This window comes from Vibrio rotiferianus CAIM 577 = LMG 21460, assembly GCF_002741985.1.
Classification (GTDB): Bacteria; Pseudomonadota; Gammaproteobacteria; order Enterobacterales; family Vibrionaceae; genus Vibrio; species Vibrio rotiferianus.
In genome coordinates this window covers 203,784-220,558 of the sequence record NZ_APHW01000104.1, presented here as the reverse complement: position 1 = coordinate 220,558, position 16,775 = coordinate 203,784, and the positions used below count along the sequence as shown (strand labels likewise).

Sequence of the window (16,775 nt, the reverse complement as noted above, 5' to 3'; positions counted from 1 at the left end):
TTCTTATGTTCTTTGTCGGGGATTAACGGCGACCTACACCCATTAATACTGACATTGTGTGACCGTCTGACGTGATTTCGAAGACCTTCTTCGTTTCTACCTCAGTAAAGCCTGCTTTGATGAGTGCGTTCTCTGATTTCGCTAGCGTGAAGCCTCCTTTTGCTGAATCCGCGATCCAGTCAAAATGCACGAAGTGACCACCAGCGTTTAGTAACGAGTGAGCAATCTCAAGAGACGTTTCGTAGTCTTCGATAAAAGCCAGCACTGAAGAAGCAACGACTAGGTCAAACTGACCACGGAATGCTGGGTGCTGAGCGACCAAACCACGAGTCAATGCATCAACAATTGGCTCTACATTATCTAGCTCTTTCTTATCAAGCTCTTCAATCATGGCTTCCGATGCATCTAGCGCCACGATCTCTTTTGCGGATGGTGACAACAGTTGGCTTAACTGTCCTGTCCCACATCCAAAATCCAATACTTTAATGCCATCAAGCTGAGTAAGCTGTTGTAACTGTGCAAACACCGACTGAGCAAATTGTTCTGTTGCTGGGTTAGATTCCCAATTCTTTGCTAAGCCGTCCCAATCTTGTGCCATCGTGGCCTCCATGTTCACTTCTTGTAACCCCCATAGATTACCGCAAAAACGCCAAAACACCATAGACTTATCTGGCGAATCCGTGTTTTTTTCGATAATCTTTCTAAGCGTTAGTTCGCGCATTCATCTACGTTATCGATTATTATCATTTTAGTTTAGGTCTTTTTTAATCATGAACTTAACTCAAGTCGAAGCTTTTTGTGCCATCGCCGAATATGGCTCCGTGTCGGAGGCCGCGCGTCAACTCGACTGCAACCGTACTAAGCTCAGTATGGCGATAAAAGCCTTAGAGAAAGACCTAGACGTTGAACTGTTCAACCGGACTGGTAACCAACTCAACCTATCTGAAGCCGGTAAAGCTATCTATAAAGATTGTGAGAGCTTGCTCGTTACCGCACAACGCATCAAGAAAACTTGTGCCCAAGTCTCAGATGGTTTCAACGCTGAAGTTTGGGTTGCCCGAGATGACTCCCTACCTGATGACTTGTGGCAAGAGCTATCTCATACGCTTAATAACCGCTTCCCTTCAACGACATTCAACTTGATCCTAGCGTCCAGTGGTGACTTAGCCAACTTAGTGAGTACCCAACAAGTCGACTTTGCGTTTGGAGTCGATTATGAACGCGTTGATGACCCACATATCGTTTATAACCCGCTGGGTAAAATTCGCATGATGTCGGTGTGCAGCTTCGATCACCGTTTAAGCAAAATGCGTCGTGTAACCGATGAAGACCTACGTAACCAAATGCAAGCTCTGATGGTGTATTTGAACGAGAAAGACAACCCTGAGCTGCAACCCTTTTCTACTCGATATATTGGTTTTTCAAGTTTTGACTATATGCTCAACACCATTTTGGAAGAAGACGCATGGGGCGTTTTACCCGAGCCGTTGATCCGACATTACTTGCGACATCAGAAGCTTGCGGTGATCAAACATACGTATGGTTTGAAGCAAGAAGACTACTGTATGTTTGTTCCAAATGGCCAAACAGAACACCCAGCAATGAGTTGGCTGGCTGATAAATTAAGCGAGTATTTATTCGACTTCTAAACGTTTCACAGTGAGCGTCAATATTATTGACAGCACAAAATCAACCTAAGTCATTGAAAAATAAGAACCAACCATCAGTAGTACACTTTATCGTTTAAATGTCACACAGTTTCTATTTGCTTAAATTCACTCAGAAGAGAAGAATATAAAGGTGTAAAAATTATAGGCATCTTTTATGTGTGACAGGACAAGCAAAAACGAAAACCGTATCTTAATCTTCTCAGCCCTTTTAGCTTCTGGGTTTGCAGTAGGAGGAATGGTACTTGGCTTGCTTGTTGGGTCGATCGTCATTGTATTTGACGGTGTATATTCTCTCGTCAGCCTGCTGTTAACTTTATTGTCACTGGCAGCTTCGTACTACATCAGCAAGCCATCAAAATCTATTTTTCCTTTTGGCAAAGCGATACTAGAACCAATCGTTATCGCGATTAAAGCAGCTGTAATTTTAGTCGTGGTCGCGTTCTCATTGTTCTCAGCAGTAGCGGCATTAACATCTGGCGGTCGCGAGGTTGACGCTTCAATTGCCACTATCTTCGGTGCAATCAACGTAATTGGTTGTGGCTATGCATGGTGGTTTATGGCGAAGAAAAGCCGTCGCTTCTCTTCAGGTCTGATCGAAGCTGAGAAAAAACAATGGCAAATGGATACACTTCTAAGTGTTGCTGTCACAGTCGGTTTCATCGCTGCGTGGTTAGTATCTCTAACGCCATATGCACATTACGCGGTCTATGCAGACCCAATGATGATGGTATTGATGGGCTTCTATTTCCTCAAAGTACCATTTGATATGCTGGTTGGCGCATTACGTGAGCTACTAATGATGGCACCAAGCAAAGAGCTTTGTCATAGTGTTGGGAACGACGTACTTGAAATTGAAAAAGTCACAGATCACCAATTGAAACTGGCTGGTGTGACAAAGGTAGGTCAAGAGTTACGAGTGAATGTAGACGTTCACATTGATGACGATACTCTAGAGCTGGATACGCTAGAGCACACTCGTAAGCAGCTTACTAAGCGACTATCGAAGCACAGATTCAAGCTTCAATTGCAGTTAAATGTTGCTTGCTAAAACGCCACAGAAAAACATTCGAACTCAAAATAAAAGCTCCCACTTTCGGGAGCTTTTTGTTTGTTCGGTTGGTGCACTCGCAACCCCCTCCAACTCCCCCCCCTTTTATTGGCTTGAGTTGCACCGCATTTGAACACAGCGTTCAAGGGGGAGAGCTGTTCTTTGCTAACTTAAGATCCCCGTTATTCTGCAAGTCTTGTGAATGCTAACGGTAAGTATTGGATTGTTCTCGGATGCAGGACCAGTCCCTCCCCTTTAACTCGGAGTGTTGAGAACTTAGATGCCTAATACAAAGGGTGGTTAGGAGGGGTTGGTACATTGAACTGGGACTTTGACTTGCGCATTCACCCCACTCCCCCTCCCCCTTTTTTGACTGAGTTACATCGCACTTGAATACAGCTTTCAAGGGGGAGAGCTATTCTTTGCTAACTTCAGCTCACCGTTCTTCTACTGATCCAGCGAATGCTAACAATGAGCACTGAATTATTCTCAAATGCAGGACCAGTCCCTCCCCTTTGGCTCAGAGTGTTGAGAGCTTAGATGCCTAATACAAGGGGAGGTTAGGAGGGGTTGGTACATTGAACTGTGGCTTGTGCACTTGCAACCCCCTCCAACTCCCCCTTTTCTTAACTAGCGTTGCTTCGCATTTGAATACGGCGTTCAAGGGGGAGAGCTATTCTTTGCTAACTTCAGCTCACCGTTCTTCTACTGATCCGGCGAATGCTAACAATGAGCACTGAATTATTCTCAAATGCAGGACCAGTCCCTCCCCTTTAACTCGGAGTGTTGAGAGCTTAGATGCCAATACAAGGGGAGGTTAGGAGGGGTTGGTAATATTGAACTGGGACTTGTGGACTCTCAGCCCCTCCATCTCACTGAAACCATTGTGGCGTTAAAAACAAAAGTTACTTCAACCCCAAATACCAAGCGTGGCGAATCTGACATAAACGCTTTGTTAGCACGTTATTCAATAACCCAATTTGCCGCACCTACACCATCTTCACTAAAATATAAGTTAATTGGGTATGTCTTCTCACAGCCTTTGACCACCCAAATCTCACGCCAATATCTTGAACCGATCTCTCCTTGAGGTAGCGCCTTAACGTATGGCAGGAAATTTTCTGGACTTTCACACCCCCTAGTCGCTACCTCTGCGACAACACCAACCATAGCATCCTGGATCAATTTTTGATTCGACAAGCTTCCTTCTTGTATTGCTCCTTCAGGTAGGGCTGAATCAGCGACTACAGGATGGGCAAAAAGCATAAATAGGCCTGCGATAGTTTTGAGTTTCATAGATATTTCCTTTTAAGTACTCATTTATCCTGCTGCTTCGCGCTTTTCTTTGGTGACTAGCCAGCACATCAGCGAGCCAACCGTCACCATCACGACGCCTTGCCAGAAGCTGTGGCTCAGAGTGACCCCAAGAATAATAGAGGAAAACAAAGCTGAGAAAATCGGCGTGAAGTAAGACAACGTTGCGAGAAACACCATATTGCCACCCACGATCGCAATGTTCCACAACCCGTAGCCACCCGCCATTAATGCAGCAGATGCGAGCAAATAACCCGCAGCTTCCCAACTGAATGTCATTGGTGGCTCATCTGCAAATGCATACTTCACCCACAAAGATACTGCCGTTGCGATAAAGAACAACGTAATTGCGTTGTGCTTTGATTGTTGTCGTTGCGTTAGGTTGCAATATACAGCCCAAATCACTGCGCCAGTAAACGCCATAAAATACACCAGAGGATTGCTACTAATATTAGCGACTAACTGTGTCGGAGATAGACCGTTGTCACCACTAACTGTCCATGCAACGCCAATAAAAGCCAACGTCACTGCTGGGTACAACAACCAATTCAGCTTTTTATTACTGCCCAACACAGCGAACAAAACGGTTAGCGCAGGCCAGAGATAATTGACAATAGAAACCTCTATTGCTTGAGCTCGAGAGTTTGAGTACCCCAATGCCAGTGCGAGGAAAATTTCATAACATACGAACATCGCTCCTCCCAGCACTAAGTACTTGGGAGAGAAATAAGACAGCTTGGGAATACCAACAACAACCAACAAGAAAATCGAACTCAGAGAGTACAGCATCGCTGCACCTCCTACTGGCCCTAGACTCTCTGTCACCAACCTAGCAATACCGAGCAAACAGCTCCAACAAAGAATCGCGATACAGCCATAGAGGGTGAAACGAAATTGATAAGATTGCATATTATCTGTGTGACCTACTGCTCATGAATACCAACGAAAACTGCAGCTTAACTCAAAAATGATCCGCTTCAACGTACTCTTTTTCCAAAATCGGTATAAGAACTACTCTATTAAGCGATTGGAGTCGATATGAAACATTTTCTTCCTTCCAGTGTCATGCTGACACCGTTTGTTGTGCGCTACTATGAAGAAGAAGACGAAAGTGAAAACGTTGAAACACGTTCAGAAGCTCATAGTTTAGATAGTGAGGAACAATCTACGGAACGTTCAGAGTAAGGGAATCCAATCATGAAGAAAATCGCAGTTATTTTAAGTGGTTCCGGCGTTTATGACGGAGCAGAAATCCACGAAGCGGTACTAGCACTCTATGCTATCGAAAAAGCAGGCGCCACATGGCACTGCTTTGCACCTAACATTGACCAACTTCACGTCATTAATCACCTGACAGGCGAGGAAATGGAAGGCTCGCGTAATGTTCTAGTCGAATCAGCGCGTATTGCACGCGGCAACATTGATGATGTCGCCAAACTGAATGTCGACGAGTACGATGCCCTACTTCTCCCTGGTGGATTTGGCGCAGCAAAAAACTTAACTGACTTCGCCGTTTCCGGTGCGGAGTGTTCTATCAATACCCACGTGGCACAAGCATGCCGAGCGTTTGCTCAATCAGGTAAACCTGCTGGTTATTTATGTATTGCTCCAGCAATTATTCCACTGGTTTATGACCAAGGCGTACAAGGTACGATTGGTAACGATGAAGCAACGGCAGCGGCGTTTAATCGCATGGGTGGTGAACACATTGATTGCCAAGTTGATGAAGTCCACTTTGATGAAAAACACAAAGTACTTTCTACACCAGCTTATATGTTAGCGGAGAATATAACTCAAGCGGCATCAGGTATTGAGAAATTAGTAGATAAGTTAGTTAAAATCGCCTAAAAGGAAAACGTTTGCTTAAAGGCGAAATACCAATCCCCATTGATAGATATAACATCAATGGGGATTTTTTATACTTTAGTCGAATTGGGAGATTAACCGTACAAAACTTGCTATTTTTGCCAATCGTTTGCGTGATAAATGAAATATTTCAGCTACGTTAAGTAGGTGTTGCACCACCTCACTGTGCAACAAGACTGCCATCACACTTTCTGCGTTCAAGATACCTCTAAGGGGTTATTCTTGTTCTAGATCAATCTCAAACATGAACTTGGTATGCAAAAGTAAATGACAGATTAAGAAAGATTATTAAAAATAACGACGGAGCAATCCAATATGACAAGTGCATTTTTTATCCCTACCGTAAACCTAATGGGCGCAGGTTGCCTTAAAGACGCAACAGACAGCATCCAATCTCAAGGCTTTAAAAAAGGTTTGATCGTTACGGATAAAATCCTTAACCAAATCGGCGTAGTAAAGCAGGTACAAGATCTTCTTACTGAGCGTGACGTTGAAACTGTTGTATTTGACGGCACTCAGCCAAACCCTACAATTGGCAACGTAAACGCAGGCTTAACTCTTCTTTCTGATAACGAGTGTGACTTCGTTATCTCTCTAGGTGGCGGCTCACCACACGACTGTGCAAAAGGTATCGCGCTAGTTGCTTCTAACGGCGGCAAAATCGCTGATTACGAAGGCGTAGATCAGTCAGCAAAACCAATGATGCCACTGATTGCAATCAACACGACTGCTGGTACAGCATCTGAAATGACTCGTTTCTGCATCATCACTGACGAAGAACGTCACATCAAGATGGCAATCGTTGATAAGCACACTACTCCGCTTATTTCTGTAAACGATCCTGAGCTAATGCTTGCTAAACCAGCTTCGCTAACAGCAGCGACAGGTATGGATGCACTGACGCACGCCGTTGAAGCTTACGTATCTATCGCAGCGACACCAATCACTGACGCAGTAGCAATCAAAGCGATCGAATTAATTCAAGCGCACCTACGCACAGCAGTGAAAAATGGTGAAGATCTAGAAGCTCGTGAGCAAATGGCATACGCACAGTTCATGGCTGGTATGGCGTTCAACAACGCGTCTCTAGGTTACGTGCACGCAATGGCACACCAACTAGGTGGTTTCTACGACCTACCACATGGTGTTTGTAACGCGATTCTTCTACCTCACGTACAGCGTTACAACGCGCAAGTATGTCCAGAGCGCCTACGCGATGTAGCGAAAGCAATGGGCGTAGATGTAGAAGGTATGTCAGCAGAACAAGGTGCGGCAGCAGCTATCGACGCTATCGTTGTACTAGCGAAAGATGTTGGCATCCCTTCAGGTATTAAAGAACTTGGTGCGAAGCTAGAAGACATCCCAACACTAGCAGACAACGCACTTAAAGACGCTTGTGGTTTCACTAACCCTAAACAAGCAACTCACGAAGAAATCTCGAAGATCTTCGAAGAAGCGATGTAATCTCGCTGAATAATTAATTCTCTATTGCCTTAATTCAATCCCCGATCTCGTATCGGGGATTTTTTTATGTTCGCATACCCTGCCAAACATGGTCTTTTAGTGTTAGCTTTTAAGCATTAATACGATTCATATTGGAAGGAACCATGAGAACGATTACCGCCGCCCTACTCGCTTGTCTATCCTTTTCTGCCAGCGCTGCTGAATACCGCGCTAACGAGGTAGCGAATGGATTGCAAATTCCCTGGGGAATTGAGTTCTTAGATAACCAACGCGTTATCATTAATGAAAAAAACGGTACGGTTTCATTGCTCGATATCACTTCAGGCAAGCCTCACAAGCAGTTTAACGTCCCCGACATAAATAACAGTGGGCAAGCAGGCTTATTGGATGTCGCACTCGCACCGAATACCGATAAGCTGAACCCGCAGCTCTTCTTTACCTACAGTAAGCGCACTAGAAAAGGCAATACGGTGGCATTAGCGACTGCACAATTGCAAAATAATCAGCTTGTTGGCTGGAAAGACATATTTGTCGCTAACGCGACCTCCGACACGGGACGTCACTACGGCAGTCGTATTGCGTTTGTTGACGACAAAGTTTACTTCTCGATTGGTGACCGCGGCGAACGTGATAATGGGCAAGACACTCAAACCCATGCTGGCAGTATTCTTCGTCTCAACCTTGATGGTTCGGTTCCGCAAAACAACCCATTCAAACCTTCTGAGGCTCGTCCCGAGATTTGGAGTTACGGGCACCGCAACCCGCAAGGCATGTTTTATGACGAAGCAACAAAACAGCTGTGGTCGATTGAACATGGACCGCGCGGCGGTGATGAAATTAACCTGATAAAGAAAGGCGCGAACTACGGCTGGGCAAAAGTCTCTCATGGTAAGGAATATTGGGGACCGTTGGACGTTGGTGAAGCCAAATCGCTTCCCGGGATGGAAGATCCAAAGCTGGTTTACATCCCTTCTATCGCACCAAGTAACATGATTTTGTACCGTGGCGATAAGTATCCAGAGTTGGACGGAAAAATCCTCGCTGGAGCCTTGAAACTGGCGCACATCAACGTGGTTTCGATTGAGGATGGAGAGCTCACCGAATCAAAAAGATTGATGGAGAATCTCGGTGAGCGAGTAAGAGATATAACCATCAGCCCCGATGGTTATATCTACTTTTCTACCGATAGCGGCAAAATATTTCGTCTAGAGGAGAAATAGTTTTCTCTGACGAGCTAGTCAGACAAAGCTAGCTCTTTAAACTGACTGCCACCGTTTCATTGTCAAAATCGAGCGTCATGGTCGAGCCCAATGGAACGGTCAGCATTGGGTGAGTATGGCAGCTATCAAAGTCATACAAAATCGGCAATGGTTGACCGTTAAGAACTTCCAGTAACACATCTATTGGTGTACGTCCTGTGCCTTTGTCATTGAACTTCTCATGTTTGCCCAGCACAACCGCACTGACTTTATCAAACACCCCAGAGAGCTTAAGCAGCGCAAATGAACGCTCTACGGTTTCAATCCCCTGCAAACAATCTTCCACCAGCAAAATATCGCCACGTTCAATACTCGGCATAAACTCACTTGCCCAAATTCCTGTCATGGTGTTGAGGTTACCACCAATCAAACGTCCAGTGATCTTGCCTTCGCCTTTGAAGTGCCACTGGTTTTGCAAAGTGTGCTTTGCGCGATCTTGTTCGCCCCACTCTATCCATTCATCTGTCCACCCTTGAGGCATTGTGTATTGATGCTCCAAGCCAACTAATGTATTCACTATCGATTCGAACGAAGCAAAGGTCTCGTCCACCAGTGGCGGAAATTCACCTAGTGAAGCCACCAAAGCAGGACCATAGAAAGTGACGATGCCAGTTTGTGCGTAAATGCCCATCAGTAGGGCTGTCACATCCGAATAGCCAACAATGATCTTGGGATCTTTCTTCAATGCCTCGTAATCAATGTAAGGCAGCAATGAGTTACTGTTGTAACCGCCAATGGTCGACATAATACAGCGTACTTCGGGATCACGAATCAGCGCATTCAACTCTTCCACTCGCTCTTGAATCGAACCCGAGCGATATTGGTCAGTTTTACCCGTTAAGCTTCCTGCTTTTAGCTGGTATCCACATGACTCCACATACGCTTTAGCACGCTCAAAACGCTCGGGGGCAAACACTGTGGCAGGAGATGAAGGAGAGAAAAAGCCGATGGTATCGCCCTTTTGTAACGGTTTTGGAACTATCATGACTCATCCTTGTTTTGTGATGCACTATTGATTTATTTTCATACAATCTAAACAGAAGATCCTACACTTAACAATAACCAATTGTTTTTTAAAACGATCGTTCGGTTTTGTTGTACGAGGTCACTATGGTTCCTTTCCCATTACAAATTGAAAATATCAAGGCTGTTATTTTTGACTTAGACAATACACTTGTCAGTTCTGATATGAATTTCAGCCAGTTAAGACATCAGCTCGGCTGCCCATCAGATGAGGACTTATTGGATTTTGTAGAAGCACTTGATCACCCACATCATAAAGAACACGCCCACAATGTTATCTTTGACTATGAGATTTCTGATGCGGAACATTCGTCACCGATGCCAGGATGCCATGAACTGTTAGACCACTTACACGGCCAACAAATCAAGACAGCGATTGTAACCCGCAACTGTTTAATTGCGACACAGAAGAAACTCGAACACAATCAAATCAACGTTGAAATCGTGATCACGAGAGAGTGTTACCCACCCAAACCCGATCCGCTTTCACTACAAGTATTGGCTAAAGATTGGCGCTTGTTGCCCAACGAGGTGCTCTATGTCGGGGATCACTTGTATGATTTGCAAGCGGCATTTAACGCTGAAATGCCCTCCTGCTTGATTCACCATGGGAATCCAGAAGACTTTATTCCATCTGCATCCGTCGCTCTTGAGCAACTAGGCGATTTACTTAGTTTATTTCATTTGGCTCATAACAAATAGGGTGACATTTAGTTAACCAATCTGAACCACTACTCTATAGTGTCGGACGGTGGCGCAAACAAGCACCGCCACCGCTGACGCCAAGACAAGTTAGGACGAGTCACTTCTTTGATCATGTCTTTCCATTCAGCGAACGTTACTGTGATTGGGTTGAAGCTGTTGACGGGTTTAGAGATGCCATAACGAACCGTTTCCACTTCTGGTTCGAAGGTGCCAAATATACGATCCCAGATGATCAGTACCCCGGCATAATTTTTATCGATATATTGACGATTTACCCCATGATGCACACGGTGATGGGATGGCGTATTGAAGACCCATTCCAAAGGCCCGAGAGAACGAATCGATTGGGTATGAACAAAGAACTGCAGCCCAAGGTTGAGTAACACCACAAACACAACCCATTTAGGATCAAAGCCAATAATGACCAAAGGTAGCCAAAATAACCACATTCCAGCCAATGGGTACATCAAGCTTTGACGGAATGCAGTACTGAAGTTCATGCGCTCTGAACTGTGGTGTACCACATGGGCAGCCCACATCCAACGAATGCGATGACTTGCACGGTGGAACCAGTAATAGAAGAAGTCCTGTAAAACCATCAGCAGCAAGAAAGTAGAGACGGTCATCTCAATGTCAAACAGACGCCAGCCAAACCACCATAAATACAGCTTAGCGATCAACAGCCCTGTCAAAATATCTGTTGCTTGATGAAGCCCCGCTAGAACGAAATTACACACCACCTCGGGCAAATAATATCGCGCATTCTCTGGTAATCTCCCGCCGCGCTGTCCAAACCAATATTCCGCCGCAATACAGAGAAAGAATATTGGCGCGAGCAGCATCAGCAATAAATCAGGATGTTCCGTAATCTGTGACCATTCCATAGTCCGTTCCTACCATTTCGCGTAGTGATCTTCGGTGAGTCCCATCACCTCGTCGAGTTCGTGCTTAATGCCATTGCCATCAATCAAATAGCCAGAGAAGTAACCGACAAATTGACGGAAATTGCTTTTCAAAAACCAGAAGTTCTTTTTCTCAGAACGTTGATTTTTAGGCGTAAATACCAAGTTAATGCGCTTGTCTTGCGAAGTGATCCGCCATGACGCTTCTTGATGCATGCGGGAAAAATCAAACTGTACGGGTGACATCAGATGACGTTCACCATCAATCCAAATGACGTTTTCACAATACCCCGTTTCGTTCACCCCAGCCGCTAGGTTAAGTCCAATGCGTTTATCTTCATCTTGATGATTGATACTCGCCCATCGCCAACTGGTTTCTCTTCGCATATACCCAGCCGAGAAATCATACCCAGCAACCGCATTCACCAAGTCTTGTTGCTGCCCTTTCACACTCATTTCACCTTGTACGGTGAGTGCATTATGTTTTTGGGTATAGGTCCATCCTGAGTATGCTGTTGGTGTGCAAAGCATCAAGGGTAAGCTTTCTTGCTCAGTTTGAGATTTTGAATCAGCTAAGAGCATCAAATCCGCTTGAACAAGATTCGTGGCAAGCTTTATATGCCACTGCCCATTTTCAATATTGAACTGGATTGCATCATTAGCGAGATATGCTTGGCTATTCCAGCTAGAAGGTTGCGTTTGATAACCCATATTAAGCGGCTTTAACCACTGCTGTTCAACTAGCTCATGGTTTTCTGTATCAAACACATAGCAAAAACCAGACGCCAAATAGCGAATATCTGCAATTGCGACACCAATAATGTATTTCGACGTGACGATGGAAATAAACTGGAATTGCTTGTAGTCGAACCGCTTACGCCAACTCGACGCGGGCAGATCCATTTCATTGAGATACACGAAAGTATCTAACTGAAGCGATTCCGGTATTGATGCTAAGTGACCAAATTGAGGAATTCCATTAGCTTGAATAAAGGGATTCAAAGGCGTTCGCACATCCATGCTCGTTATTAATCAATGACACACCATTCGATATTAACATTAATTTAACAACAAACTATTTGCGCCACTGCACAACATTGGTTCAGGCTCCGACTTTTAATGACTCAAAGTGTGAAACAAGTCACTCACATTCAAGCCATTAGACAGTTAATTAGAGCTTTAACTTGGGGTTAGATAGCAAGCTGATTACGATTGAATACCAGCCTTATCACCTATAACGTCACTCTCCCTTAATCCACTAACTCTGTAACGACATCCGTCTTCACTGAGTTGGCAATAAAGCAGTTTTCGTGTGCCATGTGGTGCATTTTCGCTAACTGTTCACGTGTCGGTTGCTTATCTCCAGAAAAGACAATGTTTGGTCTAAGCACTACTTTCGAAACCCACTCTTTGCCATTTTCTCCTACTGAAAGTTCTCCAAACGCCTCATCAATATAGCTGTCGATCACGTAGCGACGTTTCGCTGCAATGGAGAGAAACACCAACATATGACAACTTGAAAGCGCGGCAACAAACGCTTCTTCTGGATCAACGTTCTCTTCGACTGAAAGTGGCAATGGTACAACATGAGGCGATGGTGAAGCGGGTACGGTCACGCCACCATCAAACTGCCATACATGCGCACGACTATATAAATTATCACTGAAAACTTCCTGAGGCTGACGTTGCCAATGAACGGTGGCGATGTGTCGAGACATATCACTTCCTTGTCAAAGTGGTTAAGAGCTTCACCATACTGATAAATTGCTTGAATGTTAAAGGCCATTTACTCATTCCGTGTCTCAAACCATCAACTACATTACCACTGGCTGAGAATTAGCCACCTAGAAAACTCACTTATCGATACGACAAACAAGACAAATTGGCTGAAGTGGTGAAAACATATACTATCCGACCCCATTTTTCATTCTGATAAGTTATTGAGTTTAAAGAATTAGTGAAAATTCAAAGTCTTTTATTGATTGCATTGTCATCTATTACATTTGCTATTTCTGCCGCTGATCTTTTAAGCAAAGAGCAGCAAACTTATCTAAAAAACAACCCATCACTAAAAGTCGGTGTGCTAGAAGGAAACTGGTTACCTTACTGGGGCGATATTCGCTCAAAAGAAGGTATCAATATTGAGTACGCTGAAACAATGACGGGAGAGTTGGGCATAACACCGGAGTATGTCCCATTTTCCAATATACAAGCGCTTTTTGCCGCGTTAAAAGCGAACGAGATCGATTTGACAGTTGGCTTTGTTGCGACACAAGCTCGAAGCGCCGACTTTCTTTTCTCACAGCCTATCTTCAATACTCTACGCTTAATTTGGCTCAGAGACAGCTCTCTAAAGTCCAAACCTTTAGACGAACTAGTGTGGGCATGTGTGAGAAATTCGAGCGCATGCGACCTCGCAAAAACGCAGGATTACAATAAGCTTCATATCGTCAATAACAACGAAATGCTGTTTCAGTCTTTAAACACTGGGATTGCCGATGCCGCAATTGTGGGCCTCTCAACCCTCAATAGCTATGGTTTTCAGAACGTTAACGGTGAACTCGTTGGTGAAGTGATATACGACAAGTCGCTATCAAAAGGCGAAGTCTCTATTGCGACCAATAATAGTAACCCTGAGTTGATGTCAATCATCAACAAGTATATTGAGCACACAAAAAACACTCAGAATACTCATGTCGAAATAGAAGCAAATATCAATATATTGCATAACGACATGATGCTAAAAGTACTTGAAAAACAAGAAGGCCGAACAGCAATTCGATACACGATAGAAGATGATTTGTATCCTCTCTCTTATATTGATCCGCAAACAGGAAGACTGCGAGGATACGTTCACGACCTATTGAAACTGCTAGCCCAACGTAGCTTATTGTCATTCGAATATATCGATCCTCAAGGTCATGATGTCGAACAGATGTTAAAAGACGGCGTCGTTGACCTCTTGCCAGCTCGCAATACGAATAATATCGATCGCCGCGATTTTATCGCGACACAACCGTATTCTGAGCTCAAGTTTAGCTACATAAGAGCAACACAAATCAAAGGAAAGCAAACCACTGCCATCTTGGATCGCAGTGGTAACTTTTACACCCACTTTCATCAAAATGAAAAGTTCAAACAATATCCGGTGTACCGAGATTTCGAGGCGCTGATGAATGCCTTTGCTTCGGGCAAAGCTTCTCATGCCTTCGTCAATAAGAGCATTATTGATAACCACTACTACAAAGGGTTCGAGAAGCTTTTTGTACCTGTAACTGCGCCAACAGCTTACGACCTAACATCTCCAATCGGCATGGAGTTACGTAGTGAATCTGCGTTCTTACACAAGATACTTAATACGGTGCTCACCGTTACGTCCAAAGAGGAGATCGAGCAATTAATTGAACGTCATAACAAGGTGATGATCACTTATGGTATCGATAAGAAGTTAGTCGTCATTTGGGCGCTGGTAGGAACTTGTGTGTTCCTTATTGCTCTGATGATTTACTTCATGCACACGGATAGATTGTCTAGAACACTGCGAAGAAGAGAGCTTGAGTCAAAAATCAAACGCACTGAAAACCAGTGGCTTTCATCAATCTTAGATAATGTGCCCAACTTGATCGTCATAACGGACAAGAGCAGTCAACAAGTATTAGCTAATCAGCGGTATTTGTCAGTAATGGAGCGCTGCACTAAATACAGCACTGCGTCGGTTGATGAGAAGCAGCTCTTTCTGAAAACGGTAAAATTTGACAAGGCATCCTCATTAGAACATGAGTCTAAACACTTAAAACTTGATGATCACATGTACCGTGTCCACCAGCAGACAATAAAACACCCGTCTGATGGTAACGAATACCAGATGACGGTCTTCGACGATATTTCAGTGCTCAAGAGAAAAGAAGCCGAATTAGAGCAAGCAATTGCGTCACGGAACCACTTCTTAGCTGTAGTGAGCCATGAGCTGAGAACTCCTATTGCCGCCATGTTGGGCCTAATGGAGCTGTTGGAAGAGGATCTTACGAAGCCAGAGAGCAAAGAACTGTTAAGAAATGCGATGCTTTCAGCCGATCGTTTGAAGCTGCACGTAAACGATATATTGGATTTCTCAAAGATTGAAGCAAACCAACTTCAGTTAGACATCTGCAACGGAAACCTTTATAGCGAATTGGGGCCAATTCTTCGTAGCTTTGAAAAGAACGCTGAGCAAAAAGGGCTTAGATTTATTGTCGATTGGCCACCAAACGCATTTGCGGACGTTGACCTTGACTGGCTTCGCATAAATCAAATTATAAATAATTTGTTGAGTAATGCCCTCAAATTCACCCATGAAGGCAATATTGAAGTTTCTATCGCTTCAACAGATTCTCAGTTGGTCATGGGTATATCCGATACCGGATGTGGAATGACTCCAGAGCAAGTATCATCCCTCTACCTACCGTTTATCCAAGGGGATGAAACCATTACACGACGCTTTGGCGGCACTGGCCTTGGCATGTCTATTGTAAAAAGTTTGGTGGACTTAATGGCAGGCAGTATTAGTGTGAGTAGCCAACCCAATATTGGTACTTCTGTCATCATCAGCATTCCAATGGTTGGTAGACAGATTCAACTTTTAAATACTGGACCAGTTGCTTGCAACAATAGCCAAACCGAAGCTTGGTTGAATTGCTGGGAAGTACCTGTTGATGAGTTCGGTTTGTATGCATCGGCATTAGAGCCAGAATCTGGGAGTTCAAACTTCTACCCAGACACGCTTTATCATGCCCTGCTAAACCGAACATCCAAACAAGGTCAAGATAAGCCGCAGCAATCACTATCTGTGTCAGGTCATGTGATGGTAGTTGATGATGATCCGATCAACCGCTTGCTGTTCAAAAAGCAACTCGACAGCATTGGTGTTCCAGCAACGGTTATGTCGAGTGGAGAGTCTGCTTTCAAAACACTGATCGAATCTATTGAGAAAGAAGAGCTCGCATACGATTTGATCATCACTGATTGTCATATGCCACACATGGATGGGTATCAATTAACCCAAAAAATAAAGAATCATCCAATGTTGAATGCACTGCCTATTGTCGGCTGTACTGCAGACAACGCTAAGTATGTGTTGGAAAAAGCATCAGCAGCTGGAATGAACGAAGTCATTTTCAAACCATACTCTATCGAAACACTCAGAGGCATTTTTGAAAGGTACTTACCGCCGAGCTCAGTAAACCAAACCAGATGTTGGCTTGATAGTTACCACGTGGATGAGCAGGTTGAAATTGCAGAGGTGGTACTCATGGCTTTTGCCTCAGACAAAGCGCTACTAAACAGTGCTGAAGAACCTCTTAAATCTGTCGCCCATAGAATTAAGGGCTCAGCAGCGGCACTCTCTATTGGTGAACTAGAGCAAGCTGCAAAAACATGTGAACAATGGATAGGCTCAGACAAAGAGCAAGTTAGTAAGGACGCACTGATAAAAATACTTGAAGAGATTTTGTCTAGCACGAAAGCGTGGCTAGATAACAGAGCGTAG

15 protein-coding genes are annotated in these 16,775 nt (G+C 44.2%); 8 read left to right on the top strand and 7 right to left on the bottom strand.

Annotated features, from left to right (window positions below):
- Nucleotides 1-22 precede the first annotated feature (22 nt).
- A complete protein-coding gene (locus B853_RS20675; RefSeq protein ID WP_038884426.1) occupies nt 23-721 on the bottom strand; it encodes a class I SAM-dependent DNA methyltransferase in 699 nt (232 codons plus the stop codon).
- Nucleotides 722-770: 49 nt separating this feature from the next.
- On the opposite strand from B853_RS20675, the gene B853_RS20670 reads away from it, so the two are divergent.
- A complete protein-coding gene (locus tag B853_RS20670) occupies nt 771-1,649 on the top strand; it encodes a LysR family transcriptional regulator (RefSeq protein WP_038884424.1) in 879 nt (292 codons plus the stop codon).
- Nucleotides 1,650-1,824: 175 nt separating this feature from the next.
- A complete protein-coding gene (locus B853_RS20665; RefSeq protein WP_010451386.1) occupies nt 1,825-2,718 on the top strand; it encodes a cation diffusion facilitator family transporter in 894 nt (297 codons plus the stop codon).
- Nucleotides 2,719-3,681: 963 nt separating this feature from the next.
- Here the strand turns inward: B853_RS20665 and B853_RS20660 are convergent.
- Together B853_RS20660 and yddG are read right to left on the bottom strand one after the other, a co-directional pair.
- Nucleotides 3,682-4,014, bottom strand: a complete 333-nt coding sequence (locus B853_RS20660) for a hypothetical protein (protein WP_010451385.1) — start codon at nt 4,012-4,014, stop codon at nt 3,682-3,684.
- Nucleotides 4,015-4,038: 24 nt separating this feature from the next.
- Nucleotides 4,039-4,941: an aromatic amino acid DMT transporter YddG gene (gene yddG / locus B853_RS20655; protein WP_038884421.1), complete on the bottom strand. Its 903-nt coding sequence runs from the start codon at nt 4,939-4,941 to the stop codon at nt 4,039-4,041.
- Nucleotides 4,942-5,070: 129 nt separating this feature from the next.
- Between yddG and B853_RS26125 the strand changes: the two genes are divergently transcribed.
- The 4 genes from B853_RS26125 (at nt 5,071) to B853_RS20640 (ending at nt 8,582) form a co-directional block, all read left to right on the top strand.
- On the top strand, nt 5,071-5,217 hold the full coding sequence (locus tag B853_RS26125) for a hypothetical protein (RefSeq protein ID WP_167381296.1): 147 nt from the start codon (nt 5,071-5,073) through the stop codon (nt 5,215-5,217).
- 12 nt (nt 5,218-5,229) lie between these two features.
- Nucleotides 5,230-5,880, top strand: coding sequence for an isoprenoid biosynthesis glyoxalase ElbB (elbB, locus tag B853_RS20650; protein ID WP_010451382.1), 651 nt, complete (start codon nt 5,230-5,232; stop codon nt 5,878-5,880).
- Between the two features lie 333 nt (nt 5,881-6,213).
- On the top strand, nt 6,214-7,362 hold the full coding sequence (gene yiaY / locus B853_RS20645; RefSeq protein WP_010451381.1) for an L-threonine dehydrogenase: 1,149 nt from the start codon (nt 6,214-6,216) through the stop codon (nt 7,360-7,362).
- A gap of 143 nt (nt 7,363-7,505) precedes the next feature.
- Nucleotides 7,506-8,582, top strand: a complete 1,077-nt coding sequence (locus B853_RS20640; protein ID WP_038884420.1) for a PQQ-dependent sugar dehydrogenase — start codon at nt 7,506-7,508, stop codon at nt 8,580-8,582.
- Between the two features lie 28 nt (nt 8,583-8,610).
- Here B853_RS20640 and B853_RS20635 read toward each other — a convergent pair whose 3' ends face one another.
- Complete coding sequence (locus B853_RS20635) at nt 8,611-9,606, bottom strand: S66 family peptidase (protein ID WP_038884418.1); 996 nt, start codon at nt 9,604-9,606, stop codon at nt 8,611-8,613.
- Between the two features lie 125 nt (nt 9,607-9,731).
- Between B853_RS20635 and B853_RS20630 the strand changes: the two genes are divergently transcribed.
- On the top strand, nt 9,732-10,346 hold the full coding sequence (locus B853_RS20630) for an HAD family hydrolase (RefSeq protein ID WP_038884417.1): 615 nt from the start codon (nt 9,732-9,734) through the stop codon (nt 10,344-10,346).
- A 29-nt stretch (nt 10,347-10,375) separates the two neighbouring features.
- On the opposite strand, the gene B853_RS20625 is transcribed toward B853_RS20630, so the two are convergent.
- The 3 genes from B853_RS20625 to B853_RS20615 all read right to left on the bottom strand — a co-directional run bounded on the left by B853_RS20625 (nt 10,376) and on the right by B853_RS20615 (nt 12,969).
- Nucleotides 10,376-11,233, bottom strand: a complete 858-nt coding sequence (locus tag B853_RS20625; RefSeq protein WP_038884414.1) for a sterol desaturase family protein — start codon at nt 11,231-11,233, stop codon at nt 10,376-10,378.
- Nucleotides 11,234-11,242: 9 nt separating this feature from the next.
- Nucleotides 11,243-12,271: a DUF2804 domain-containing protein gene (locus tag B853_RS20620; protein WP_038884413.1), complete on the bottom strand. Its 1,029-nt coding sequence runs from the start codon at nt 12,269-12,271 to the stop codon at nt 11,243-11,245.
- 230 nt (nt 12,272-12,501) lie between these two features.
- Entirely contained in the window at nt 12,502-12,969 is a 468-nt protein-coding gene (locus tag B853_RS20615; RefSeq protein WP_038884411.1) for an OsmC family protein, read from the bottom strand.
- Nucleotides 12,970-13,208: 239 nt separating this feature from the next.
- On the opposite strand from B853_RS20615, the gene B853_RS20610 reads away from it, so the two are divergent.
- A complete protein-coding gene (locus B853_RS20610; protein ID WP_038884409.1) occupies nt 13,209-16,775 on the top strand; it encodes an ATP-binding protein in 3,567 nt (1,188 codons plus the stop codon).